22 protein-coding genes are annotated in these 24380 nt (G+C 62.4%); 8 read left to right on the top strand and 14 right to left on the bottom strand.

What is annotated here, in order from left to right; genetic code table 11:
• Positions 1-26: 26 nt before the first annotated feature.
• Positions 27-1340: a 30S ribosomal protein S12 methylthiotransferase RimO gene (gene rimO / locus DBIPINDM_RS36475; protein ID WP_258583785.1), complete on the top strand. Its 1314-nt coding sequence runs from the start codon at positions 27-29 to the stop codon at positions 1338-1340.
• Positions 1341-1417: 77 nt separating this feature from the next.
• Here the strand turns inward: rimO and DBIPINDM_RS36470 are convergent, their stop codons facing one another.
• From DBIPINDM_RS36470 to DBIPINDM_RS36435, 8 genes are all read right to left on the bottom strand, one after another.
• Complete coding sequence (locus DBIPINDM_RS36470; protein WP_069092151.1) at positions 1418-2485, bottom strand: BMP family ABC transporter substrate-binding protein; 1068 nt, start codon at positions 2483-2485, stop codon at positions 1418-1420.
• Between the two features lie 51 nt (positions 2486-2536).
• Entirely contained in the window at positions 2537-3457 is a 921-nt protein-coding gene (locus tag DBIPINDM_RS36465) for an ABC transporter permease (RefSeq protein ID WP_258583784.1), read from the bottom strand.
• Complete coding sequence (locus tag DBIPINDM_RS36460) at positions 3457-4587, bottom strand: ABC transporter permease (protein WP_258583783.1); 1131 nt, start codon at positions 4585-4587, stop codon at positions 3457-3459. The genes DBIPINDM_RS36465 and DBIPINDM_RS36460 overlap by 1 nt, the downstream gene beginning before the upstream one ends.
• Positions 4584-6149, bottom strand: a complete 1566-nt coding sequence (locus tag DBIPINDM_RS36455; RefSeq protein ID WP_258583782.1) for an ABC transporter ATP-binding protein — start codon at positions 6147-6149, stop codon at positions 4584-4586. The genes DBIPINDM_RS36460 and DBIPINDM_RS36455 overlap by 4 nt, the downstream gene beginning before the upstream one ends.
• Positions 6150-6295: 146 nt before the next feature.
• A complete protein-coding gene (locus DBIPINDM_RS36450) occupies positions 6296-7273 on the bottom strand; it encodes a quinone oxidoreductase family protein (RefSeq protein ID WP_258583781.1) in 978 nt (325 codons plus the stop codon).
• Between the two features lie 27 nt (positions 7274-7300).
• A complete protein-coding gene (gene pcsA, locus DBIPINDM_RS36445; protein ID WP_318036919.1) occupies positions 7301-8134 on the bottom strand; it encodes a phosphatidylcholine synthase in 834 nt (277 codons plus the stop codon).
• The gene (locus DBIPINDM_RS36440; RefSeq protein WP_258583780.1) at positions 8131-8745 is read right to left on the bottom strand and encodes a DUF1326 domain-containing protein; all 615 of its coding nucleotides are present in this window, start codon (positions 8743-8745) and stop codon (positions 8131-8133) included. The genes pcsA and DBIPINDM_RS36440 overlap by 4 nt, the downstream gene beginning before the upstream one ends.
• Positions 8746-8759: 14 nt before the next feature.
• Positions 8760-9647, bottom strand: a complete 888-nt coding sequence (locus DBIPINDM_RS36435; protein WP_258583778.1) for a DUF2182 domain-containing protein — start codon at positions 9645-9647, stop codon at positions 8760-8762.
• A gap of 112 nt (positions 9648-9759) precedes the next feature.
• Here DBIPINDM_RS36435 and DBIPINDM_RS36430 point away from each other — a divergent pair, with 112 nt between their 5' ends.
• Complete coding sequence (locus DBIPINDM_RS36430) at positions 9760-10974, top strand: UbiH/UbiF family hydroxylase (protein ID WP_258583777.1); 1215 nt, start codon at positions 9760-9762, stop codon at positions 10972-10974.
• A 149-nt stretch (positions 10975-11123) separates the two neighbouring features.
• Positions 11124-11447, top strand: coding sequence for a heat shock protein HspQ (hspQ, locus tag DBIPINDM_RS36425; protein ID WP_027027770.1), 324 nt, complete (start codon positions 11124-11126; stop codon positions 11445-11447).
• Between the two features lie 109 nt (positions 11448-11556).
• On the opposite strand, the gene DBIPINDM_RS36420 is transcribed toward hspQ, so the two are convergent.
• Positions 11557-12186, bottom strand: coding sequence for an invasion associated locus B family protein (locus DBIPINDM_RS36420; RefSeq protein WP_258583776.1), 630 nt, complete (start codon positions 12184-12186; stop codon positions 11557-11559).
• A 232-nt stretch (positions 12187-12418) separates the two neighbouring features.
• Here DBIPINDM_RS36420 and DBIPINDM_RS36415 point away from each other — a divergent pair, with 232 nt between their 5' ends.
• Both DBIPINDM_RS36415 and DBIPINDM_RS36410 read left to right on the top strand, forming a co-directional pair.
• Entirely contained in the window at positions 12419-14239 is a 1821-nt protein-coding gene (locus tag DBIPINDM_RS36415) for an extracellular solute-binding protein (protein ID WP_258583775.1), read from the top strand.
• Between the two features lie 16 nt (positions 14240-14255).
• On the top strand, positions 14256-14936 hold the full coding sequence (locus DBIPINDM_RS36410) for a DsbA family oxidoreductase (RefSeq protein WP_258583774.1): 681 nt from the start codon (positions 14256-14258) through the stop codon (positions 14934-14936).
• A gap of 36 nt (positions 14937-14972) precedes the next feature.
• On the opposite strand, the gene DBIPINDM_RS36405 is transcribed toward DBIPINDM_RS36410, so the two are convergent.
• Positions 14973-15407, bottom strand: coding sequence for a hypothetical protein (locus tag DBIPINDM_RS36405; RefSeq protein WP_258583773.1), 435 nt, complete (start codon positions 15405-15407; stop codon positions 14973-14975).
• 197 nt (positions 15408-15604) lie between these two features.
• Between DBIPINDM_RS36405 and DBIPINDM_RS36400 the strand changes: the two genes are divergently transcribed.
• The 3 genes from DBIPINDM_RS36400 to mgtE all read left to right on the top strand — a co-directional run bounded on the left by DBIPINDM_RS36400 (position 15605) and on the right by mgtE (position 20002).
• Positions 15605-16099 carry a DUF6252 family protein gene (locus DBIPINDM_RS36400; RefSeq protein ID WP_258583772.1) on the top strand — a complete coding sequence of 165 codons (495 nt, stop codon included), beginning with the start codon at positions 15605-15607 and terminating at the stop codon, positions 16097-16099.
• A 374-nt stretch (positions 16100-16473) separates the two neighbouring features.
• Positions 16474-18366, top strand: a complete 1893-nt coding sequence (locus DBIPINDM_RS36395; RefSeq protein ID WP_258583771.1) for an ABC transporter ATP-binding protein/permease — start codon at positions 16474-16476, stop codon at positions 18364-18366.
• Between the two features lie 271 nt (positions 18367-18637).
• Positions 18638-20002 (top strand): magnesium transporter, encoded by a 1365-nt coding sequence (mgtE, locus tag DBIPINDM_RS36390; RefSeq protein ID WP_258583770.1) that lies wholly within the window; start codon positions 18638-18640, stop codon positions 20000-20002.
• A gap of 136 nt (positions 20003-20138) precedes the next feature.
• Here the strand turns inward: mgtE and DBIPINDM_RS36385 are convergent, their stop codons facing one another.
• The 4 genes from DBIPINDM_RS36385 to rpiA form a co-directional block, all read right to left on the bottom strand.
• Entirely contained in the window at positions 20139-21302 is a 1164-nt protein-coding gene (locus DBIPINDM_RS36385; protein ID WP_258583769.1) for a serine hydrolase domain-containing protein, read from the bottom strand.
• Positions 21303-21345: 43 nt separating this feature from the next.
• Positions 21346-22734 carry a glutathione-disulfide reductase gene (gene gor, locus DBIPINDM_RS36380; protein WP_258583768.1) on the bottom strand — a complete coding sequence of 463 codons (1389 nt, stop codon included), beginning with the start codon at positions 22732-22734 and terminating at the stop codon, positions 21346-21348.
• Between the two features lie 122 nt (positions 22735-22856).
• Complete coding sequence (locus DBIPINDM_RS36375) at positions 22857-23483, bottom strand: DUF2059 domain-containing protein (RefSeq protein ID WP_258583767.1); 627 nt, start codon at positions 23481-23483, stop codon at positions 22857-22859.
• Positions 23470-24201, bottom strand: coding sequence for a ribose-5-phosphate isomerase RpiA (gene rpiA / locus DBIPINDM_RS36370; protein ID WP_258583766.1), 732 nt, complete (start codon positions 24199-24201; stop codon positions 23470-23472). Before rpiA ends, DBIPINDM_RS36375 begins: the two co-directional genes overlap by 14 nt.
• Positions 24202-24380 lie beyond the last annotated feature (179 nt).

The following is a 24380-nucleotide window of genomic DNA, read 5'->3' as shown; positions in this document are numbered from 1 at the left end:
CCCGTCCCCCCATTGGAAACTTGCCTATGTCCGCCCCTCGCGTCAGTTTCGTCAGCCTTGGATGCCCGAAGGCGCTCGTGGATTCCGAGCGCATCATCACGCGCCTGCGCGCCGAAGGCTATGAGATCGCCCGCAAGCATGACGGCGCCGACCTTGTCGTGGTCAACACCTGCGGTTTCCTGGATTCGGCCCGCGACGAGTCGCTCAACGCCATCGGCTCCGCACTTTCGGAAAACGGCAGGGTTATCGTCACCGGCTGCCTGGGCGCAGAGCCGGACGTGATCCGCGAGAAGCATCCCAACGTGCTGGCGATCACCGGGCCGCAGGCCTATGAGAGCGTGATGGCCGCCGTGCATGAGGCCGCCCCTCCTTCGCACGATCCCTACATCGATCTCCTGCCGCCGCAGGGCGTCAAACTGACGCCGCGCCACTATGCCTATCTGAAGATCTCGGAAGGCTGCAACAACCGCTGCACCTTCTGCATCATCCCCGCGCTGCGTGGCGATCTGGTGTCGCGCCCAGCGGCCGATGTGCTGCGCGAAGCCGAGAAACTGGCCAAGGCCGGCGTCAAGGAGCTGCTCGTCATCTCGCAGGACACCAGCGCCTACGGCATCGACATCAAGTACCGGACGTCCATGTTCGGCGACCGTGAGGTGCGGGCGAAGTTCCTCGATCTTTCGGAGGAATTGGGCAAGCTCGGCATCTGGGTGCGCATGCACTATGTCTACCCCTACCCGCATGTCGCCGACGTCATCCCGCTGATGGCCGACGGCAAGATCCTTCCCTACCTGGACATCCCGTTCCAGCATGCGTCGCCACAGGTGCTGAAGAACATGCGCCGGCCAGCGCATGGCGAAAAGACGCTCGAGCGCATCCGCGGCTGGCGCGATGTGTGCCCGGATCTCGCCATCCGCTCGACTTTCATCGTCGGCTTTCCCGGTGAGACGGACGAGGATTTCGAGATGCTACTCGACTGGCTCGACGAGGCGAAGATCGACCGTGCCGGCTGCTTCAAATACGAGCCGGTCCGGGGCGCCCGCTCCAACGACCTCGGCCTCGAGCAGGTTCCGCAGGAGATCAAGGAAGCACGCTGGCACCGCTTCATGCAGCGCCAGCAGAAGATCTCGGCGACGCAGCTGGCCAGGAAGGTCGGCAAGCGCCTGCCGGTGCTGATCGACGAAGCCCATGGCACGTCCGCAAAGGGCCGCACCAAATACGACGCGCCGGAGATCGACGGCTCGGTCCATATCCAGTCGCGCCGCCCGATGCGTGCCGGCGATATCGTCACCGTCAAGATCGAGCGCGCCGACGCCTATGACCTCTACGGTTCGGCTGTCTGAGCCTTCAGTCAGCTTCTCAGGCAACTGAAAAAGGGCGCCTCGCGGCGCCCTTTTCTATTCGAGATGTGGTGCGCCGCTTACTGCGGCAGCTTGTCGTCGACGCCCTTGACGTAAAAGTTCATGCCGAGCAGCGTGCCGTCATCGGCGACTTCACCGTCCTTCAGCCATGCCGAGCCGTCCTGCTTGGCGATCGGTCCGGTGAAGGGGTTCCAGCCGCCGGCGATCTTCTTCTCGGTCGCCTCGGCCATCGCCTTCACATCGTCGGGCATGTTGGTGTAGGGCGCGAGCTTGACCGCCCCGTCCTTGATGCCGAGCCAGACATTGTCCGGCTTCCAGGTGCCATCGATGGCCGCCTGCACCCGGCTGATATAGTACGGACCCCATTCGTCGGTGAGCGAAGTCAGCTGCGCGTTCGGCGCGAACTTGATCATGTCGGACGACTGGCCGAAGCCGTGCAGCTTGCGCTCCTCGGCCACCTGCAGGGCAGCGGTCGAATCGGTGTGCTGGACGATGATGTCGGCGCCCTGGTCGAACAGCGCCTTGGCGGCGTCGGCTTCCTTGCCCGGATCGAACCACGAATTGACCCAGACGATCTTGGCCTTGAAGTTCGGGTTGATCGACTGCGCGCCCAGCATGAAGGAGTTGATGCCCATCACCACTTCCGGGATCGGGAAGGAGACGATGTAGCCGGCGACGCCGGACTTCGATTCCTTGGCGGCGATCTGGCCGAGCACGTAGCGGCCTTCATAGAAGCGCGCATTGTAGATGCCGAGATTGTCACCGGTCTTGTAGCCGGTGGCGTGCTCGAACATCACTTTCGGAAACTTCTTGGCGACCTTCACTTCGGCGTCCATGAAGCCGAACGATGTACCGAAGATCAGCTTGCAGCCTTCGCGCGCCAGGCGCTCGAAAGCGCGGTCGGCATCGGGACCTTCGGAGACGTTCTCCAGATAGGCGGTCTCGACCTTGTCGCCGAGCGCTTTTTCGACCTCAAGGCGGCCCTGGTCGTGCTGGTAGGAGTAGCCGAAATCGCCGATCGGGCCGGTGTAGACCCAGCAAGCCTTCAGTTTGTCGGCAGCCTCTGCGGACGCCGCCAGCGACAATGCCGCTGTCGTCGTCATCAGGGCAATAAGCAGTTTTTTCATCGTGTTACCTCTCTGTGTTAAGCCTTGGAGCTTCCCGTCTTTTTGTTGTTGTCAACGATCCGGAACGAATGGCTGCCCCAGCGAAGCCGGCGTGTTCATCATCGTCAGACGCTTGTTGCGCGAGATTAGAACGAGAACCACGACGGTTGCCAGATAGGGCAGAGAAGAAAGCATCTGCGAGGGCACCGGAATGCCAAAAGCCTGTGCATGAAGCTGGCCGATCCACACCGCGCCGAAGATGTAGGCGCCGGCCAGCACCCGCCACGGCCGCCACGACGCGAAGACCACCAGCGCCAGCGCGATCCAGCCGCGGCCCGCGGTCATGTTCTCGACCCATTGCGGCGTGTAGACCAGCGACAGATGGCCGCCGGCAAGGCCGGCACAGGCGCCGCCGAAGATGACCGACAGATAGCGGTAGCGGATGACCTTGATGCCGAGCGCATGCGCCGACGTGTGACTGTCGCCGATCGAACGCAGCGTGAGGCCAGTGCGCGTCTTGAACAGGAACCACATGACCGCGGCGGTCAGCGCGATCGAGATGTAGAAGATCGGATCCTGGCCGAACAGCAGCTTGCCCACGACCGGGATTGAGCTGAGGCCGGGAATGTCGAGATTGGGCAGCCTGACACCGGGCTGGCCGACAAAGCTCGTGCCGATCATGCCGGAGAGGCCGAGGCCGAGCAGCGTCAGCGACAGGCCGGTCGCCACCTGGTTGGTGGCCAGCGACAGCGTCATGACGGCAAACAGCAGCGAAAACAGCGCCCCCATGACGATTGCCACCAAAAGGCCGATCCAGGGCGAGCCGGTCAGGTAGCCGGCGCCGAAGCCGCCGACCGCGCCCATGATCATCATGCCCTCGACGCCGAGATTGAGCACGCCGGAGCGTTCGACCACCAGTTCGCCGATCGCCGCGATCAACAGCGGCGTCGCTGCCGTGGCGATGGTCAGGAGGATGTTGACGGTGATGTCCATCAGCGGGCTTCCTTCAACTTTGGCGCGGCTTCGAGCTTCGCCACGCCGTCCTGTTTCGTCAGCGCCAGGCCGATCAGGCGGATGCGGTAGTGGATGAGCGTGTCGCAGCCGAGCACGAAGAACAAAAGCATGCCCTGGAACACCCTCGCCACCTTGTCGGAAATGCCGAGTGCGCTTTGCACCGCCTCGCCGCCGAGATAGGTCAGCGCCAGCACCAGACCCGCCGCGATGATGCCAAGCGGATTGAGGCGGCCAAGGAACGCCACGATGATGGCGGTGAAGCCGTAGCCGGGCGAGATCACCGGCTGCAACTGCCCGATGGCGCCGGAGACTTCCGAGATGCCGGCAAGGCCGGCCAGTGCGCCAGACAGCAGGAAGGCGAAGAACACCATGCGGCTGAGGCCAAAGCCGGCGAAGCGCCCTGCCCGTGGGCTGGAGCCCAGCACGCGGACCTCGAAGCCCTTGAGCATGCGGCTCATCAGGATCCAGACCAGCACCGCGGCAACCAGCGCAAAGACAAAGCCCCAGTTGGCGCGTCCGGCGTCCGGCATCAGTTCCGGCAGCACGGCCGAGTCGCCGAACTGGATCGTCTGCGGGAAACCATGGCCCTGCGGGTCGCGCCAGGGACCGCGCACCAGCCAGTCGAGGAAGAGCTGGGCGACATAGACCAGCATCAGGCTGGTCAGGATTTCGTTGGTGTTGAACCGGGTCTTGAGCAAGGCCGGGATCGCCGCGTAGGCCGCACCGCCGACCATGCCGAGCAGAAGCATCAGCGGCAGCACCAGCGGGCCTTCGAATTGCGGAAATAGCACCGGAATGGCGGAGCCGAAGATGGCGCCGAAAATGAACTGGCCCTCGGCGCCGATGTTCCAGATGTTGGCCTTGTAACAAACCGACAGGCCGACCGCGATCAGGATCAGCGGTGCCGCCTTGATCGCCAGCTCATGCAGCTGCCAGACCTGGCTGATCGGCTCGATGAAGTAGATCCGGAACGCGGTCAACGGATTGACGCCGAGCAGCGCGAACAGAACCGCGCCGGCGATGATCGTCAGTGCGAAGGCGATGAACGGCGACAGGGCCGAAAACAGCACAGAGCGCTGCGGGCGTTTGACGAGTTCGAGGCGCATCATGCCGTCTCCAGCGTGTGTTCGGCGTGGCCGGGCTCGGCGCCGCCCATCAGCAGACCGACCTTCTCGAAGGTTGCCTCGGCGATCGGCATCGGCTTGGAAAGCTCGCCATTGTGCATGACCGCGATCGCGTCCGATATTTCGAACAGCTCGTCGAGATCCTGGCTGATCACCAGCACCGCCGATCCGCTGCGCGACAGTTCGATCAGCGCCTGCCGGATATGGGCGGCGGCACCGGCATCGACGCCCCACGTCGGCTGGTTGACCACCATGACGCTTGGGCGGCGGTCGAGTTCACGGCCGACGATGAATTTCTGCAGATTGCCGCCCGAAAGTGCTGCCGCTTCCGGATCCGGCGCGCTCTTGCGCACGTCCATCGCCTCGATGATGCGTTGCGAGGCGGCGTAGATAGCGCCGCTCTTGACCATCCCGCCTGTGCCGACAAAGGCCTTGCCGTCGGTGGCATGGCGCGACAGCAGCAGGTTTTCCGAAAGTTTCATGCGCGGCGCCGCACCATGGCCGAGGCGCTCCTCCGGCACGAAGGCGGCACCCAGCAGGCGCCGTCCGGTGATGGTGAGGCCACCCGCATCCTTGCCACGGATGCGCACGGAGGCGGCATCCTGCTGCAACACCTCGCCGGAGACGGATTCGAAGAACTCGCCCTGGCCGTTGCCGGCGACACCGGCAATGCCGATCACCTCCCCGGCGCGGACATTGAGATTGATGTTCTTGAGCGGAATGGAGAACGGCGTTGCCGGCTTGCGGCTGAGGCCGCGGATTTCGAGCAGCGGCTGTGCGGTTTCGATCCCCTCGACCGGAGCACGCACCACGGCCTGTACCTCGTTGCCGACCATCATGCGGGCGAGCGAGGCGGCTGTCTCCTCGCGCGGGTTGCAGTGACCGACCACCTTGCCATGCCGCAACACGGTGGCGCGGTCGCAGATGCGTTTGACCTCTTCGAGCCGGTGCGAAATGTAGAGGATCGATTTGCCTTCGGCGCGCAGCCGCTCCAGTGTCTCGAACAGCTTGTCGGCTTCCTGCGGCGTCAGCACCGAGGTCGGCTCGTCAAGGATGATGAGCTGCGGCGTCTGCAGCAGGCAGCGGATGATCTCGATGCGCTGGCGCTCGCCGACCGACAGGTCGCCGACCAGCGAGTCCGGATCGAGCGGCAGGCCGTAGCTGTAGGAAAGCGCCCTCGCCTTGGCGGCGATGCTGCTGATCGGCGAGCCGTCATCGAGCGACAGCGCGATGTTCTCGGCCGCGGTCAGCGCCTCGAACAGCGAAAAATGCTGGAACACCATGCCGATGCCGAGCTTCTTGGCAGCACCCGGGCTGGGGATCCGCACCGCCTGGCCGTTCCAGAAAATCTCGCCGGAATTGGGCTCCAGCGAGCCGAACAGCATCTTGACCAGCGTCGACTTGCCGGCGCCGTTCTCGCCGAGCAGTGCGTGGATTTCGCCCTTGGCGATGTTGAGGTCGATATGATCGCACGCCGTCAGCGTGCCGAATATCTTGGTCAGGCCACGAACCTCAAGCAGGTTCGCCCCGTCATGATCTGCACTCACAGTGCCTCCCAATCTGGTTCGCCAGATATGTTCTGTGTTCCCGCAAGCATGGTAGGCGCCGCCGGCTCTCAACGGAAAGCGGCACGCGTCTTGAAAGAGCTTCAAGAATTTCAGCGGAAATTCAAGGGATAGCAAGCCTGGCGGGACTAAGGGATGAGAATGGTCGTCCCCGTGGTCCTGCGGCCCTCGAGGTCGGCATGTGCCTTGCCCGCTTCCTTCAACGCGTAGCGCTGGTTGATCTTGATCTTGACGGCGCCGCTGAGCACCACCTCGAACAGCGCAGCCGCGGAGGCATCAAGGTCCTCGCGTTTCGCGTTGTAGACGAACAGCGTCGGCCTGGTGGCGAACAGTGAGCCCTTCTGCGCCAGCAGCGACATCGAGAATTGCGGGATCGGTCCCGAGGACTGGCCGAAGCTGACGAACATGCCGAGCGGCTTCAGACAGTCGAGCGAAGCCGGAAATGTGTCATTGCCGACCGAATCGTAGACGACGTCGCATTTTTTGCCGCCGGTGATGGCGGCGACGCCGGCGACGAAATCCTGCTCCTTGTAGTTGATGACATGGTCGAAGCCGTGCGCCTTGGCGAGCTCGATCTTGTCGGCCGAGCTTGCCGTGCCGATGACGGTTGCGCCGAGATGTTTCGCCCATTGGCCCAGAATCAGCCCAACGCCGCCGGCCGCGGCATGAAACAGGATCGTGTCGCCCGCCTTCACCTTGAAGGTCCGGCGCAAGAGATATTCGGCGGTCATGCCTTTCAGCATCATCGCGGCGGCCTGTTCGTCGCTGATGCCTTCGGGAATCTTCACCACGCGGTCGGCGGCGATGACGCGTTGCTCGGCATAGGCACCGACATTCGTCGAATAGGCGACGCGGTCGCCGGGCTTCAGCCAGTCGACACCCTCACCGACCTCCAGCACCACGCCGGCGGCTTCGCTGCCCGCAATGAGCGGAAAGCCTCCGGGCGGCGGATAGAGCCCGGAGCGATGATAGACATCGATGAAGTTGAGGCCGATCGCCGTATGCCTGACCAGAATCTGCCCAGAACCCGACTGGCCAGGATCGGTGTCCTCATAGGTCAGAACTTCCGGGCCGCCATGGGCGTGGATGCGGATCGCTTTGGACATGGATTGGCTTCCTCTGGGAGCGTCTGATCAGGCCTTTTTGGCGCCGAGATTTGGAAAGAACTGCATGATGCCACCGATAGAGGCGAGGTAAAGCCCGGTGATGGTAATGCCGATCTTGATGAAAGTGCTGACCTGTTCGCCCAGCACGCCGATCTGATCATAGAAGGCTGCCAGAGCCGCCTGCGCAAGCGCAAGCGCGCCGAAGGCGCACCACAAAAGGGTCATTGTGAGATTGATGCGCCGCAGGCGCACCACCCGCACCGGATGAATGAAATTGATCGGGACGAACGTCAGAATGCCGGCCACCACCACCACCGCGAACGAGACCCATTGTCCCGGCTCTATGACGAACAGCGTGAACACCACCATGTTCCAGACGACCGGGAATCCCTTGAAGAAATTCTCCTTCGTCTTCATGCCGGTGTCGGCATAGTAGATCGCGCTGGAGACGACGATGATCGCCGCCGACAGGAACGACAGGCCTTCGCCCATGAAGCCGCGCTGGTAGAGCGCGAAGGCCGGGATCAGCACATAGGTCACGTAGTCGATGATGTTGTCGAGGAGTTCTCCCGACCAGGTCGGCAGGATTTCCTTGACCTCGAGCTTCCTGGCGATCGGCCCGTCGATGCCGTCGACGAACAGTGCCAGTCCAAGCCACCAGAACATCGCCGTCCAGCGTTCCTCGCTCGCCGCCACCAACGACAGGAAGGCAAGAAAGGAGCCTGACGCTGTCAGCAGATGGACCGAGAATGCCCTCGCCTGCGGCCATGTGACTTTCTTCTTCGGTCGCGGAATCCGGTCCGTGATCTTCTTGGCGGCTTTCCTTGCCGGTGTGTTCCTGGCCGATGTGTTCTTGCTCACGGGCCCCGCCAATCCAGCTTGCAGATTTCGGCCGAGCGGCCGGCAAAATTCCAGTTGCGCCCAAAGGCCCGCATCTTGCTCTTGTCTGACCTCGCCACGATGATCTCCGGTGCGATCCAGTATTCCGAATTCGTGATCACCGTATCCTTCTCGCGATCCTTGCCCGCGATCGGCGTAACCGCGCCATCGATGATCTTCGGTATCTGGAAGATACGCGTCTTGTCCCGCGTCTCATAGGTGATCGGCACCTGTTCGACACCCAGGAATTTTCCGACCAGGATCGACAGCAGCGATGTGGTCCCGCCCGCCTTGCCGGTGAAGATCTTCGTCAATGCCTTGACCGCGTAGACCGAGGCGCGTCTGTCGATGAACAGGCCCGCGGTCCAGTTGCCGCGGCTCATGTAACCGGGGATTTCCATGATCAGCCCAAGGTTGAGGCCGGACAGGTCGACCTCGCCGAAATGACCGGCATCGATACGGAAACCCGCCCAGGTCTGGCAATAGCCCTCGGTCGGTGGGTGACTGCCAAGCGACAGCACGCAAGGGCAAAAAACCGTGCAATTGCAGGAGAGTACAAGCTCTCCTTTCATTGCCCAGCCCTGATCTGTCATTGAATTTCCCCCACTCACAGCGAGACTACTAGCAGCGCGGCTGCCCAGACAAGCAGTATCGCACCGGCCAGCCGGGTTGGAAGACTGCCCGTCGTCTGTTTTTCAATCAGGGTGAACACGCCAATCAGCGCCATCCAGAAGATGTTCATCACGCCGACGGCGAACATCACCAGCATCAGTGCCCAACAGCAGCCGAGGCACCATATGCCTTGCGCAACGCCGAGCCGGAAGACGCGGATCGGTTTGGCGCTCCAGTTCGAAAACAGGATCGAGAACGGGTTGCGGCACTTCTTCAGGCAGGCCTCCTTGAGGCCGCTGAACTGGTAGAGGCCGGCAACCAGCAATGCGAGCGCGCCGGCAATGCCAAGCACCGGATCGTAGATGTCGCCGGACGCCGCGATTATGTGCACGCCCAGCGTCAGCGCTGAAAACAGCATCGAGGCGGCGAGCCAGACGCCGAGATAGCCGGCAACCAGCACCAGCGGATGGACGACCGGCTCGCCCTTGATCCGCGCCGTATCGGCGATCTCGCAATAGGTACGGATCATTGGTGCCGCGGACGGCAGCATCGCGGCGATCGCCATCAGGAACCACATCAGGATGAGCGCCAGGGCACGCAGACGGATGCTGGCATCCAGCGGCGCCGGCGACAGGCAGAGCACGAAGAACCGCTCCAGGAAATCGGGCAGCGGCAGCTGTGGCAGGCCGCGCAGGAAAGTATCGCCGGGCGCACTGCCCCGGGCCTCGGCACCGCGAATCGCCATCGCGGCGAGCGACAACCAGGCGAGCGCGATGCCGGCGCCGACAACGATATTGACCGTCAAGCGCGGGTTGCGCGCGACATTTGCCGTGGCGCGGCCGGCGCGGTCGAGATGGCTGAAATCGTCCTGGTGGCCAGTCATGCCCCCGAATGGGCCGAATCGCCGCGTTGATCAAGCCGCATGATCTGACCTATATGCTCCTTGACTGGCAGGTCTGGTGGCCCGCCTCGCATCGCAAGCCGGAAGCCGATCCTTGGAGCATCAGGAAACAGCGCCGATACTGATTGCCGGCTCCGGACCAGCAGGGCTGATCGCGGCGCTCGCTTTCGCCGATGCCGGCTTCCCGGTGACGCTTGTCGGGCCTGAGGCGTCGGCCCCCGATGGCCGCACCACAGCGTTGATGAACCCTGCCCTGAAAGTGCTTGAGCGGCTTGATGTCCTCGAAGACATCAAGCCCAAGGCCGCACCCTTGAAAGTCATGCGCATCGTCGATGCGACCAGCCGGCTGATCCGCAGCCCCGTCGTCACCTTCCGCGCCAGCGAGATCGACGAGGACCAGTTCGGGCTGAACCTGCCCAACAGCGTCTTTGGCCCGGCGCTTGCCGGCAAGGTGGCCGCGCATTCCGGGATCGAATGGCGTAGGTCGACGGTCAAGACCTGGCGTCTCGATGCCGATAGGGCTCATGCCGTCCTCGCCGACGGCAGCGAGGTTAGCGCATCGCTGGCGGTCGCCGCCGATGGACGCCAGTCGCCTGCGCGCGAGGCGGCGGGCATGTCGACTGTCGCGCGTCCCTATCCGCAGGCCGCGCTCGTGCTCAATTTTGGCCATAGAAGCGAGCATGCCTTCACCTCGACCGAGTTCCACACCGAGACGGGTCCCTTCACACAGGTTCCGTTGCCAGGCAATCGCTCAAGTCTTGTCTGGGTGGTCAAGCCGGAGACCGCCAAGGCGCTTGCCGCACTGGATGATGCAGCGCTCTCGCTGCGGGTCGAGCAGCAGATGCAGTCGATGCTGGGCCGGGTGACAGTTGAGCCGGGCCGCCAAATCTATCCGCTTTCGACCGTGACGCCCTTGCGCTTTGCACATCGGCGGGTGGCGCTTGTCGGCGAAGCCGCGCATGTATTCCCGCCGATCGGTGCGCAAGGCCTCAACCTTGGTATCAGGGATATTGACGATCTGGTTGGAATTGCTAGTGAAAATCGTGGCGATCCCGGCGTGGCCAAGGCCCTTGCCGCCTACGATTTCAAGCGCCGCCCCGATATCCTGGCGCGCAGCAGCGCAGTCAATCTGCTCAACATGTCGCTGCTCTCCGATATGCTGCCGGCGCAAATGGCACGCGTCGCTGGTCTCGGCGTGCTCGGTGGCTTTGCACCGCTCCGCGCCTTCTTCATGCGCGAAGGGCTTCGTCCCGGCAGTGGTTTTGCAGCACTTGCCGGCGGCCTGCGAAAACCAATGCGGCAGCAGTAGCGATCTTGCGGACTTTATCGCGACATCGCGACGTCAATCAAAAACCTTTGCGCCGCATTCTGCGTAGCTTGAAGACGCTCAAACGCTTCGGGATTGAATTGACTCGGAGTCTGCGCCAAATAAAGTCAAGGAATTCAGTGGTGAGTACGATGAAAACGGCCAAATTCGCGATCGGACAGGTGGTTCGCCACCGGCTGTTTCCGTTTCGAGGCATCATTTTCGACGTCGACCCGCAATTCGCCAACACCGACGAATGGTACGAAGCCATCCCCGCCGACGTGCGGCCGCGCAAGGATCAGCCATTCTACCATCTGCTCGCCGAGAATTCGGAAACCGAATACATCGCCTATGTGTCGGAGCAGAATCTGCTTGAGGATCAGTCGGGCGAGCCAGTCCGCCACCCGCAGATCAAGGAGATGTTCGACAAGAAGCCGGACGGACGCTACGAGCCGAAACGGCAGTCGAGGCACTGACGTCCCGGCATTCCGGCCATCCGTCAGGATATCCAGGCCATGGCCAGGAACGAAAAAAGCGGGGCATGACCCCGCTTTTTCTTTGACTCGAGAATGCCCGAGCCGATGATCAGTTGGCGGTCTTGGCCTTGTCCTGCTCGTCCTTGAGCTTCTTGGCGAAGTCCTGGTTGTTCTTGGCAACGAAGTCCTGGAGCTTCTTCTGCCGGTCCTCGATGTCCGACTGCTGCAGCGGCGGGCCGTCATAGGCGCCGCTGAAGCCCTGCAAGGCGATCTTGATCGGGTTGGCCTGGTTCTGGAAATTGATCGAGGTCAGGGTGATCCCCTGGCCTTTCTTGAACGCGGCGACGAGCTGGTCGGTCAGCGGCACTTCGGCCACGCAACGATCCGGGAAGCAGATCACATAGTCCAGCTTTACGGCCTTGCCGGTATCGATCTGCAGGCCGATGCCGGGAGGCACGAGGCGGCCGGTCGGGACCGTCACCTGGAATACCTTGCGGTTCACCTTGCCCTTGAGTTCGATCAGGCTCACACCCGTGACGAGCTGGCCGTTGCCGGCAGTGACGATGTTCTGGACATTGCAGATGTCGACGTCTTCCTGCTTGGTGCAGGCCTTGAACCAGCCCTGTGGGATCTGCGGCTGCTGCTGTGCGGAAGCGGCGGGAAGTCCTGCGCCCAGAAAGCCGACCACGCCCGCGGCCATGACCGAAAGGCGGTACGCATTGCTGTTCAGGCTCGTCATGTCGTGCACTTCCTCTCAAATGATCCCGGAACCGGCTTCTCTGCGCCGTGTGGTCCCGCTACCTGTTGCCGAAATGAGGCAACAGAATGACTTCGGACGGCGTGTTACACTGCAAGCGGCGCCGAATCCAGCCCGCCACCTCTAATTCTTGATGACGCCATTGGCCGGCGCGCAGCCGCCTCATGCTAGGGTGCACACCGAATCATCAAGCCGACCTGTTAAGGAGACGGTCATGGGCCGCGTTCTTGTTTGGCTGATCACCGCGACATCGCTTTTCCCCCTTTCGCCGCGGCCGGCCATGTCGGAACCGAAGCATGCCATCGCCATGCAGGGCGAGCCGGCACTGCCGCCCGACTATACCCACTTCGACTACGTCAATCCTGATGCGCCGAAGGGCGGCAACATTACCTATTGCGTCGTCGGCAGCTTCGACAACCTCAACCCGTTCATCCTGAAAAGCCTGCGCACGACGGCGCGCGGCATGATGGATCTGAACTACGGCAACCTCGTTTTCGAGCCGTTGATGCAGCGCAACTACGACGAAGCCTTCAGTCTCTATGGCTTGCTCGCTGACAGCGCGGACATGGATTCCGAGCGCAAGTCGATCGAATTCCACCTCAACCCCAACGCAAAGTGGTCAGACGGCGAGCCGGTGACGCCGGAGGATGTGCTGTTCACCTACGATGTTTTTACCGACAAGGGCCGCCCGCCCTACAACGCACGCATGAGCCTGATCGCCAAGCTTGAAAAGACCGGTGATCACAGCGTGCGCTTCACCTTTAATGACAAGGCCAATCGTGAAACGCCCCTGATCATCGCGCTGACGCCGATCCTGCCGAAACATGCCTTCAACAAGGAGACTTTCGACAAGACAACGCTAAAGCCGCTGATTGGCAGTGGACCCTACACCATTGCCCAGGTGGCGCCCGGCCAGCGCATCGTGTTCAAGCGCAACCCCGATTATTGGGGCAAGGATGTCCCGGCCAAGCGCGGCTTCGACAATTACGACCAGATCACCATCGAATATTTCCTCAACGCCAACGCCAAGCTCGAGGCTTTCAAGAAAGGCCTCTGCGCCATCGACGACGACGGCGATCCGGTCAAGCGTGAGCGCGATCTGGATTTCCCGGCCTTCCACAGGGGTGATGTGGTCGCCGAAACCTTCGACACCGGCATTCCACCTGTCGTGACCGGTTTCCTGTTCAACACGAGGCTGCCGAAGTTCTCCAATCCGGTGGTTCGGCGCGCGCTCGGCATGCTTTACGATTTCGAATGGGCGAACAAGAACCTGTTCGGCGGCAAGTACACGCGCACGATGAGTTATTGGCAGAACTCCGAGCTTTCCGCACTCGGCCATCCGGCCGACGACAGGGAAAAGGCGTTGCTCGCCCCCTACCCCGACCGTGTGCCGCCTGACGTCATGGACGGCACCTGGAAACCGCCGGCGACCGACGGTTCGGGCCAGGACCGCAAGGTGTTGAAGACAGCTTTCGATCTCCTGAAAAGCATCGGTTACCATGTGCAGGACGGTACGATGCTCGACCCCGACGGCAAACCGTTCGGATTCGAGATCCTGACTGCTTCGCAGGACGAGGAGCGCCTGGCCGGCATCTATCAGCGCACACTGGAGAAGATCGGCATTAACGTCAGCATCCGTAGCCTTGACGGCGACCAGATCCAGTCACGCAAGCAGCGCTTCGATTTCGAGGCTCTGATCGGATCGAGCGGCTTCATCAATTCACTGTCGCCAGGCTTCGAGCAGCTCGGACGCTGGGGCTCCGAGGCGGCCAAGGCCGAAGGCTCGTTCAATCTCGCCGGCGTTGCCGATCCGGCGGTCGATGCGGCGATCGAAGCGATGCTGCGCGCCCGATCGAAGGAGGATTATGTCGCCGCCGTTCGCGTTCTCGACCGGCTGCTGATCTCGGGCTACTACATGGTGCCGATGCAGTACAACACGCAGCAATGGCTTGCTTACTGGAATTATCTGGAACATCCGCAGAAGACGCCCATATTCGGTTATCAGCTGCCGACATGGTGGCGCAAACCGAACTGACAATCCGGAGATCGAGATGAGCGAAGCGAACGCCATAACCGTCGATGTGGTGTCGGACGTCGTCTGCCCGTGGTGTTTCATTGGCCAGAAGCGGCTGGACAAGGCGGTTGCCAAGGTCGGCGATGTCGATGTGCATATACGCTGGCGACCGTTCCAGCTCGATCCGACCATTCCGCCGCAAGGCAAGGACCGCCGCGAGTACATGCTGGCCAAGTTCGGCAGCGACGAGCGCATCCGCGAGATCCATGCCCGCATCGAACCGCTTGGCGAAGCCGAGGGCATTTCCTTTGCCTTCGATGCCATCAAGGTTGCGCCGAACACGCTGGATGCGCATCGGCTGATCCGCTGGGCGGGTGCCGCCGGTGAAGCCGTGCAGAACAGGCTGGTCCGTCGCCTGTTCCAGTTGAATTTCGAGGAGGGCGTCAACATCGGCGACCATGCCGTGTTGGTCGAAGCCGCCCGCGAGGCCGGCATGGACGCGTCCGTGGTTGCCACTCTCCTGCCGACCGACGCCGATGTCGAAGCGGTGCGCACCGAGATCGCCACGGCATCGCGCATGGGAATATCGGGCGTGCCGTGCTTTCTGCTTGAAGGCAAATATGCCGTGATGGGCGCTCAGGACGCCGACACACTGGCTGATGCCATCCGCCAGGTGGCGGCGGCCAAGGCACGGGGCGAGTTGGACAAGGTCGGCTGAGGCAGGCTCCGCTTTCGTCGGCAACAACAGCAGGCGCTACTTGACTGTCACCTTGGCCTTGCTGATGAAAAATCCGTGGCCATTGCTTGCCGTGCAGGTCAGGCCCTTCGTCGATGATTGGCAGGAAAACGGCCCCGCGCTCCAGCTGTTGCCGTAGGCGAGCCTTGTGACATCGCTGCAGCAAGGCTGTTCGCCGGGGTTCTTGATCAGCGTCGCTGGCCCCTTGGGGCCGAGGATGATGGTGATGTAGCTCGGCTCGACGCGCGAGCAGCTCAGTTCAGGGCCACCATCCTGGGGCTCATAGGTGCTGGTGCCGCCTTTCGGCGTGTAGATGCAGCCAATATTGTCGGACGGCGTGTTGAATTCGATCTGGCCCTCAGCGCTGGCCGGAATGCTCTGTTCGGCTGCGTGCGCTGAAGGGAGGGGTAGCCAGGCGAAGAGGACGAAAGCTGCGGTTGCGCGCGTGAGCATGAGGAGCTTCCCTGTTGGACAACCATGGGTGTCGACGACGCCCCGGAAGGTTCAATCCCGAACGCAGGAATTGTCAACGTCGCTCCAGTCGACCGAAAAAGGAGCAAGAAGTCAGCCCGGTGCAGACGATCTGGTGAATCGCCGGCAGACAAGGTCTGCGCTAGTGTCCTCGGCATGGTGGTCGATGGGGGACGTTCATGCTCACAGGACTTCGTAGTGCTTCATGCCTGCTGCTTTGCCTCACGGCATTGGCAAGCCCGCAGCTGGCCGCAAAGGCCGAGGACGCGGTCATGACCGCCAGTTTCGACAGCAAGCCGTGGACGGCATCCTTCGCCCAGGGCACGACGCTGGAAATGGCGGGCAAACCGGTACTGAACCTGTCGGGAACCCAACAGGGGTCGCCGACCATGACATTCAACTCGATGCTGGTGCTGAAAACATCAGGCGACTACGTCGGCACCTACAAGTTCGGCGGCGGCTTTCCGGCCAATGGCGGCAACTTCAACATCCTCGAGTCCGGCGCCATGGTCAGCAATGTCAGGTTCAAGAGCGGTGAAGTGGTGATCAACAGGTACGACCCTGCAGCAAAGGCCGTTTCAGGTCATTTCTCGGCCTCCGGCAAGGACGATGACGGTAAGGAAACGGACATCAAGGACGGCACGTTTTCGAGAATTTTAGTTAGCCCGCAATGAAAAGTCGGCCGACCCGACAAGCCAAAACGAGTCACAAAATCGTGTGAACGCCTTCCCTAAGGGAAGGTATATGAAGCTCTACGCGCTGAGCGATAACCATCTGACATCGTTGCGTTAAATCGCTGTTTCGCCGACTTCCGCGCGACGCTTGGAAACGCGGTGCTGTTGCCTTGCGGCCACGGCCAGAAACTTCAATCCTCCTGAGCCCCTACAAAAATTAATGGAAAATGATCAATTGGTGTTACTATCCGTAACAAAACAAAAAAGGTTTGGGCGGGATCGTGATTCGGATCGGCAAGCGATCGCAGGAGTCAGTACCGGATAAACTACACGGCGGCGCCGCAGGGCCGTCGCATTTGACGCCGGTATCCTCGATGCGCAGTTTCTGGGGCCTGATGCGGGCCTACTGGTTCTCCGACCGTTGGAAGGAAGCCTGGACGCTCACCCTCGTCATCGCGCTGCTGACGGCGCTTTCCAGCAAGGCCGGCGTCTGGTTCGCCTTGGCATTGGGCGAGTTGGGCAATTCGATCGCCTTCTTCCACGATGCCGCCAACACCAGCCCGCTACGGGCAATTCTGACCAATGCCGGCATATTGGTGGTGCTGGTCGTGCTCAAGGATGCCGGCTTCACCGGCGTGCGCGGTCTTGTCTCTGCAACCTTGCACCGAAAATGGCGTGGCTGGCTGAACAGCCAGTTCAACCAGGCTCTGCTCGACGGCAATCATACCCATTTCCATGCCCAGCATGGTTCGGCGGCCGGCGGTGTCGTGGCGCCCGACAACATCGACCAGCGCATCCAGGAATCGATCAAGGACATGACCGGCGGCGCGATCGGTCTCGCCATGGGCGTTCTGGGTGTCGCGACCTCGCTCTATTTTATCGGCGAAAATCTGATCGGATCCTCGGTCGAGGTTAAAGGGCTGGAGTTCCTCGGCAGTTACGGCAGCGCAGTGCTGGCCTTCCTCGCCGTCGCCATTTACGTGCCGCTGAACACCTGGATCGCGGTCAAGCTTGGGCGCCTGCTCGAGCGGCTCAATATCCGCATGCAGCAGGCCGAGGGCAGCTACCGCAGTGAACTGACGACATTCCTGCGCCGCAGCTTCCATGTCGCCGCCTCACATGGTGAAGACGTGCAGAAAATGATGCACGACCGGCTCTATGTCGACATAGATCGCACGTGGGGCAGGCTCAATGTCGTCAACAACAGCTACACGTCGTTCGAGCTGATCTACAACTTCATCGGCGCCCGGATCGTCGCTTATGGTCCCGGTCTCGTGTCGTTCATCCACAATCGCCTGGACTACAAAGGCTATATAACCGGCTCTGAAATGGTCGCCCAGCTGATCAGCCAGTGTTCGTGGTTCATCCATGTCATGCCGGCCATCGCGACGCTGCGCGCCAACAGCCAGCGTGTCACCGAACTGGCGAATGCGATCGAGGATGTTCAGCATCCGCAGGCGTTCTACAGCAAGACCGGCCGTTCCGACTTCCACTATGCCAGCCAGAACCCGGTCTTCGGCCTGACCATCCAGAAGCTCGAACTGGCGCATCAGGGCGAGGATGCGACGCCCTTCCTCAGTGCCGCCAACCTGCGCTTCCGGCGCGGCGAGTGGACCTTCCTGAAGGGCGAATCCGGTTGCGGTAAAACTTCGCTGATCAAGGCGATCAACGGCTTGTGGCCGTACGGCCACGGCACCATCGTCTTCCCTGACGGGGTGAAGAGTTTTTATGCCGCCCAGGAGGTCAAGCTCCCGCAGGTGTCGCTGAAACAGCTGGTCTGCCTGCCGGGCTCCGAACTCGACCATGGCGATGCCCAGGTTGCGTCCGCGCTGCACAAGGCCGGCCTCGGCGACTTCATCGAACAAATGGCCAATGAAAGCCGCGAGGGCAAAAGCTGGGATCAGGTCCTGTCGGGTGGCCAGAAGCAGAAGCTGGTGGTGGCCCGCATCATCCTGCAGCAGCCGGGACTGCTGTTCCTCGACGAGGCGACCGGTGCGCTCGACCCGGAGGGCAAGATTGCCTTCCATCAGGCGATCAAGGACAACTGCCCCGATGTCACGGTGATCAGCGTCATGCATGAAGCGGTGGCGCCGAGATCGGCTGCCGGCACCGAGTTCTACCACTCGATCGTCCTGATCGCCGACGGTGTCGCCACCAAGAAGCCGCTGGCTCCGACCCTGCCTGTCGAACTCACCACGATCCTGGCGCAGCCACGGCCGGTCGAGGACAAATGGCTGCGTTTCTCGCGTCGGCTGAAGCAGAAATAACGGTGATTTCACCGCGACTTGCCGGGCAGCGCGGCAGCCGGCGATCACAGTCTCGCGATCGGAGCGATCAGGCGCCGATTTCCTACCTCACAACGATTGACTCGGCAAGGCGCGCTCCTATGTTGCGCCGGCTTGCTGATAGTCCAACGCGAACCCGCAAGCGGAAAGGTCACCGCGCCATGCCTGGCGACAGTATTAGTCGAACGCAACCGCCGTCCGCCTAGACGTGACCTGAATGGTTCATGTCCTGCCGGACGGCAAGGAGTGAACCATGAACGATTTTTCCCCTGTAGCGGACGACGAGGCGGTCGCCATCGCCCGCATCCTTGCAAACGACCACGTTGCCGACGTGGTCGAGGCGCTCAATCATGAATCGCGCGAAACCGCGACGGATCTGCTTTGCGCCGTTCCCTTCGAGCGGCTGGTCGAGATTTTCGATCAGCCTGAACTCGAAGGGGCACCCGAACTCGTGGAGGCCCTGCCCCGCCCCAAGGCAAGCAAGCTGCTCACCGCCATGTCGGTCGACCGTGCGGCCGACATCCTGCGCGAACTCGATGAGCCGGCACGTTCCGAACTGCTCGGTGCACTGGCGCCGCCGTTACGCGCGACCTTGCTTTCCATCCTGGGCTATCCCGAGGGCAGCGCCGCATCGATCATGACGACCGAGTTCGTCAGCGTTCCCTCGGACTGGACCGTCGGGCGCACGCTCGACTACATCCGCAAGGTCGAGCGGACGCGCGAAACCGTCTACGCGATCTACATCGTCGATCCCGAAACGCACCTGCTGGTGCGCTCGACCGGCCTGCGTCGGCTCATCACCGGTGAACCGGGCGATCCGATCCTGTCAGTAGCGCCGGACCGCGTGCCGGTCACGGTCACGCCGCTGACCGATCGTGAAACCCTGGCGCAGACGATCTCCAAATACGACCTGCTCGCCGTCCCCGTCGTCGACCACGGCAAGATCCTCGGCATCGTCACCATCGACGACATCATCGATACGATGATCGAGGAGACGACGGAGGATGTGCACCGCTTCGGCGGCATGGAGGCGCTCGACGAGCCTTACATGAAGATAAGCTTCCTCTCCATGATCAAGAAACGTGGCGGCTGGCTGTGCGCGCTGTTCATCAGCGAAATGCTGACCGCCAACGCCATGCAGAGCTACGAGGGTGAGCTGGAGAAGGCGATCGTGCTGACGCTGTTCATCCCGTTGATCATGAGCTCCGGTGGCAATTCCGGCTCGCAGGCGACCTCGCTTGTCATCCGGGCGCTGGCGCTGCGCGAGATCGGCCTGCGCGACTGGTGGCGGGTGGCGTTGCGCGAACTGCCCACCGGTCTCGTGCTGGGCGCCATGCTCGGCGTGGTCGGTATCTGCCGCATCGCGCTCTGGCAATATATGGGTTTTTACAACTATGGGCCGCATTGGCCGCTGATCGCCACGACGGTGGGCGCCGCACTGGTCGGCATCGTCACCTTCGGCTCTTTGTCGGGCTCGATGTTGCCGTTTGCCTTGAAGCGGATCGGTTTCGATCCCGCCAGCGCATCGGCGCCGTTCGTCGCCACGCTGGTCGATGTCACGGGGCTGGTGATCTATTTCTCGGTGGCGCTGGTCATTTTGCGCGGCACGCTGCTTTAAGCAATTCCAGGAAAAGTGTGAAACGGTTTTCCGTCCGGAATTGCGTCAACAAAAGATAGATCGGTTCGTCGTTTCCGTGAAACGAAGAACCGATCCAGCAGCGTCGCCGGCTGTGGCCGGCGGCGATCTACCCTGCTTAGGCTTGCCTGCCATAGATGGCGTCGCAGAGCGCTTCGGGGAAGGCGCCGGTCATGCCGGCGATGGCGGTATTCGTCAGCGCCACCACCGTCAGGCCCAACGCCGGATCGACGAACCAGGAATGGCCGTAGACGCCGCCCCAGCGCCAGGCGCCGGCCGTCTGCGGCGTCGATGCGGCGAGTGGGTCGCGCAGGATGCTGAAACCGAGACCCCAACTCCAACCAGGCATGCCGGTTTCCAGGCCCGGTATCGCGTCCGTGGTCATCGCCGCGGCCGTTTCGGGGCGGATGACTGGCCCGCCGCCCGAACGCAGCGCCTCGAGCAGCTTGAGGACATCACCGGCCGTGCCGTTCATGCCGGTACCGCCCGAGGCGAAGGAAGCAGGGTCGAAGACACGGCCGGGCGAGTATGAGATGAAACCGTCGCCGAAGGGCACGCGGTGATGTTCTCCCATCACCACAGCTTTGCCAGGCCCATCGGCGTAGGGCGTCACCAGCCGGGATCGATCGCGCACGGCAAAGGCCGCGTCTTGCATGCCGAGCGGCTGAACGACCAGGCGATCCACCAGTTCCGGCAAGGAGGCGCCGGAGGCTCTCGCCATGGCCTCGCCCAGCACATCTATCGCCACCGAATAGCCCCAGCGCGTTCCCGGCGCATAGGACAGGGGCACTGAAGCGATGCGGCTGAGATTCTCGGCCATCGAGAGGCCGGGCTGGTCGAGACCGTCGGAGACATCAGCGCGAATGTAGGGTCCGTCGGCCGCCTGGCCGAAGCCGTAGCTCAGGCCGGCGGTGTGCGTCAGCAACTGTCGGATGGTGATGACGGGTTCGCTGCCATCCGCAAGCTTCGGCCGGAATTCCGGGATGAATTTCGCCACGGCATCGTCAAAGCCGATGACGCCTGCATCGAGAAGGGCAAGTGCTGCGGTCGCGACGACCGGTTTGGTGACCGACGCAAGCCGGAAGATCGCGTCCGGCGTCATCGGTTTCTTCGCTTCGCGGTCGGCAAGGCCGGCGGCGCGACTGTAAAGGATTTCACCGCGCTTCGCGACAAGGATCACGGCGCCGACGATGCGCCCCTCCTCGACGGCCGTGTCGATGACCTGATCGACACGCCGGCCAAACTCATGATCAAGCGGTGCGGAGTTGTTGGTGACGGACATTGAATGCTCCCTCTACGGCAGGCGCTGGCAGCAGACGGAAAGGTCAGATGCGCTGGCCGTCCTTCACGCGGTAGGTCGGCTTGTACATGGTGACGAGTTCTTCCGCCGCGGTCGGGTGCACGGCCATTGTGCGGTCGAAATCACCCTTGGTCAGGCCAGCCTTCAGCGGAATGCCGAGCAGCTGCGCCATCTCGCCGGCATCCGGCCCCAATATGTGGGCGCCGAGCACTTTGCGGGAAGCGCCATCGACCACCAGCTTGATCAGCATCTTCTCGTCGCGACCCGACAGCGTATGCCGCATCGGCCGGAAGCTGGTGCGGTAGATCTCGATATCGGAAAAGCGCTTGACGGCTTCGTCTTCCGACAGGCCCACCGTACCGATTTCCGGTTGTGAGAAGACCGCCGTCGCGATCGTATCGTGGTCGGGCGCGGTCGGGTTGCCCTTGAATGCCGTCTCGACGAAGCACATCGCTTCGTGGATCGCCACCGGTGTCAGCTGCACGCGGTTGGTGACGTCGCCGATCGCCCAGATATTGTCGATGTTGGTGCGGGAATAGTCGTCGACCTTGATCGCGCCGGCCGCGGTCATCTTGATGCCGATGCCTTCCAGGCCCATATTCTCGGTGTTGGGGATGCGCCCGATGGCCAGCATGACCTGGTCCACCGTCAGCGTCTGGCCGCTGGTGAGAAGGGCGTCGAGCCGGCCGTCCGGCCGCTTGCTCACCCGCTCGCTCACCGAATGGCAAAGTATCTTGATCCCCTTCTTTTCCATGGTCTCGTGCAGCGTGCGGCGCAAATCCATGTCGAATCGGCTGAGGATCTCCTTGCCGCGATAGACCAGCGTGGTGTCGACGCCGAGGCCGTGGAAGATGTTGGCGAACTCGACCGCGATATAGCCGCCGCCCTCGATCATGATCGCCTTGGGCAGCTCCTTGAGGTCGAAAGCCTCGTTGGAGAAGATGCAGTGTTCGTGGCCGGGCAGTGCCGGGTGCGCCGCCGGGCGGCCGCCGGTGGCGATGAGGATCTGGTCGGCGGTGACGGTGCGGTCCTCGCCCAGAAGATGGATCACATGCGGATCGACGATCATCGCCCGGGAATGGAAGGTCTCGCCGCCGGCGCCCTCGACATTCTTCTTGTAGATCGCCTCCAGCCGGCTGATCTCGCGATCCTTGTTGGCGACCAGTGTGCGCCAGTTGAAACTTGCTTCCGGCACCGTCCAGCCATAGCCGGCCGCGTCGGCGAAATGCTCCGGAAACTGCGAGGCGTAGACATAGAGCTTCTTCGGCACGCAGCCGCGGATGACGCAGGTGCCGCCAAAACGGTACTCTTCGGCGATGCCGACGCGCTTGCCGAGTGCCGCGGCAACGCGCGCCGCCCTCACCCCGCCCGAGCCGCCGCCGATGACAAAAAGATCGTAGTCGTAACCGGCCATGATGGGACTCCTGGAGAGGGAAAGTTCAAGCCAGAGGTAGGATGCAAAACGCCAAAAGAAAAGCCCGGACAAAGCCGGGCTTTCTGGTCCAGAGGCAGCTACGCCGCCTCGAAAAAATGAAATCAGTTCTGCGTGCCGTCGGCAGGAGCCGAACCGTCCGCGGGGGCGGCGCCATCCGCCGGCGCCGCATCGTCAGCAGGGGCAGCGCCGTCCGCCGGCGCGGTAACAGGGGCAGCCGGCGCATTTGCCTTGGCAGCCGCGGCCAGCGTTTCGCCGACCTGCTGGGCGAGATCGCGGGCGACGCCGTTTTGCCAGATGTCGGCTGCCTTGACCAGATCACGCGTCACGGTCGGACCGCTGTCGAGCAGCTTCTTGCCGGCGTCGGAGCTGTAGAAGGCCGCGATGTCGTTGAGGTCCTTTTCGGAAAACACCTTCGCATAGGCAAGGGCCGCTTCCTTCTCGAGATCGGCGCGGCGCGCGGCCAGCGCCATCGCCTTTTCGTTGATCGTCTTGCCGATCAGCTCCTGCATGTCCGGGTTCTTCTGGATGAGCTGCGATTCGAGCGCGGCCGCCGCCTGCGGCAGAATGTTGTCGAACGGGTCGGTCGCATGGATCGCCGCGACCGCCGCCCGGGCCGCCTTCAGGTGCGATTCTGTGACGTCCTGCGAAAACGCCGGCGACGAGAAGGCGAAAACGGCCGAAGCCGCCAGAACGACGCAAAGGCCGCGAACCCGGTTATGCAACATCATGATCGGTAGAACTCCCTGGTTTTCGGGCGGCATGGACGGTTTGGATACCGTCGCCGCCGGCGATGATGGCCGCTGACGCCAGCCCGATGAAAAGACCATGCTCGACCACGCCCGGAATGGCATGGAGAGCATTCGAAAGCGCTCTTGTATCCGGAATGCGGCCAAAAGATGCATCGAGGATAAAATGGCCGCCGTCTGTAACAAAAGCCTGGCCTCCCGTCATCCTCAATGTAATCGGACCGGAAAGGCCGAGATTTGCAGCCGCTGCGGCCACCGCGATCTCGGTGGCGCGCAGGCCGAACTGGTTGACCTCGATCGGCAGCGGAAAACGGCCAAGCGTCTCGACCATCTTCGACCGGTCGGCAATGACGATCATGCGTTGCGAGGCCGCGGCCACGATCTTTTCGCGCAGCAGCGCGCCGCCGCCGCCCTTGATCAGGGTCAGTTCCGGGTCGACCTCGTCGGCGCCGTCGACGGTGAGATCGAGCTCGGGCGTTTGCTCCAATGTCGACAATGGCACGCCAAGCTCGCGGCAAAGTGCTGCGGTGCGCTCCGACGTCGGCACACCGATGACAGTCATGCCGGTGGCGACCTTGTCGGCGAGCAGTCGCACGAACTCTTCCGCGGTGGTGCCGGTGCCGATGCCGAGCCGCATGCCGTCGGTGACATGGGCAAGGGCGGCCCGCGCGGCCTCGACTTTCAACTGTCTTGCATCCATCCCGCTTGCTGCCCCGGAACCTGATACATGTCGCCCAAAAGTGACCTCGGCTTTGGGGAAACGACATGCATGAAACTGAGTGTTGCGGGCTCCTAGCATTTTTGCCGGCCGGGTCAAAGCTTTTGACCGTGGTCAAAGCCTTTGGGCACATGGTCCACCGCTCTGCTTGCCTTGACGCG

This window comes from Mesorhizobium sp. AR02 (assembly GCF_024746835.1).
In the GTDB taxonomy this organism is placed as follows: Bacteria; Pseudomonadota; Alphaproteobacteria; order Rhizobiales; family Rhizobiaceae; genus Mesorhizobium.
The sequence above is the reverse complement of the archived record's forward strand: the minus strand, read 5'-3'. Positions and strand labels throughout refer to the sequence as shown.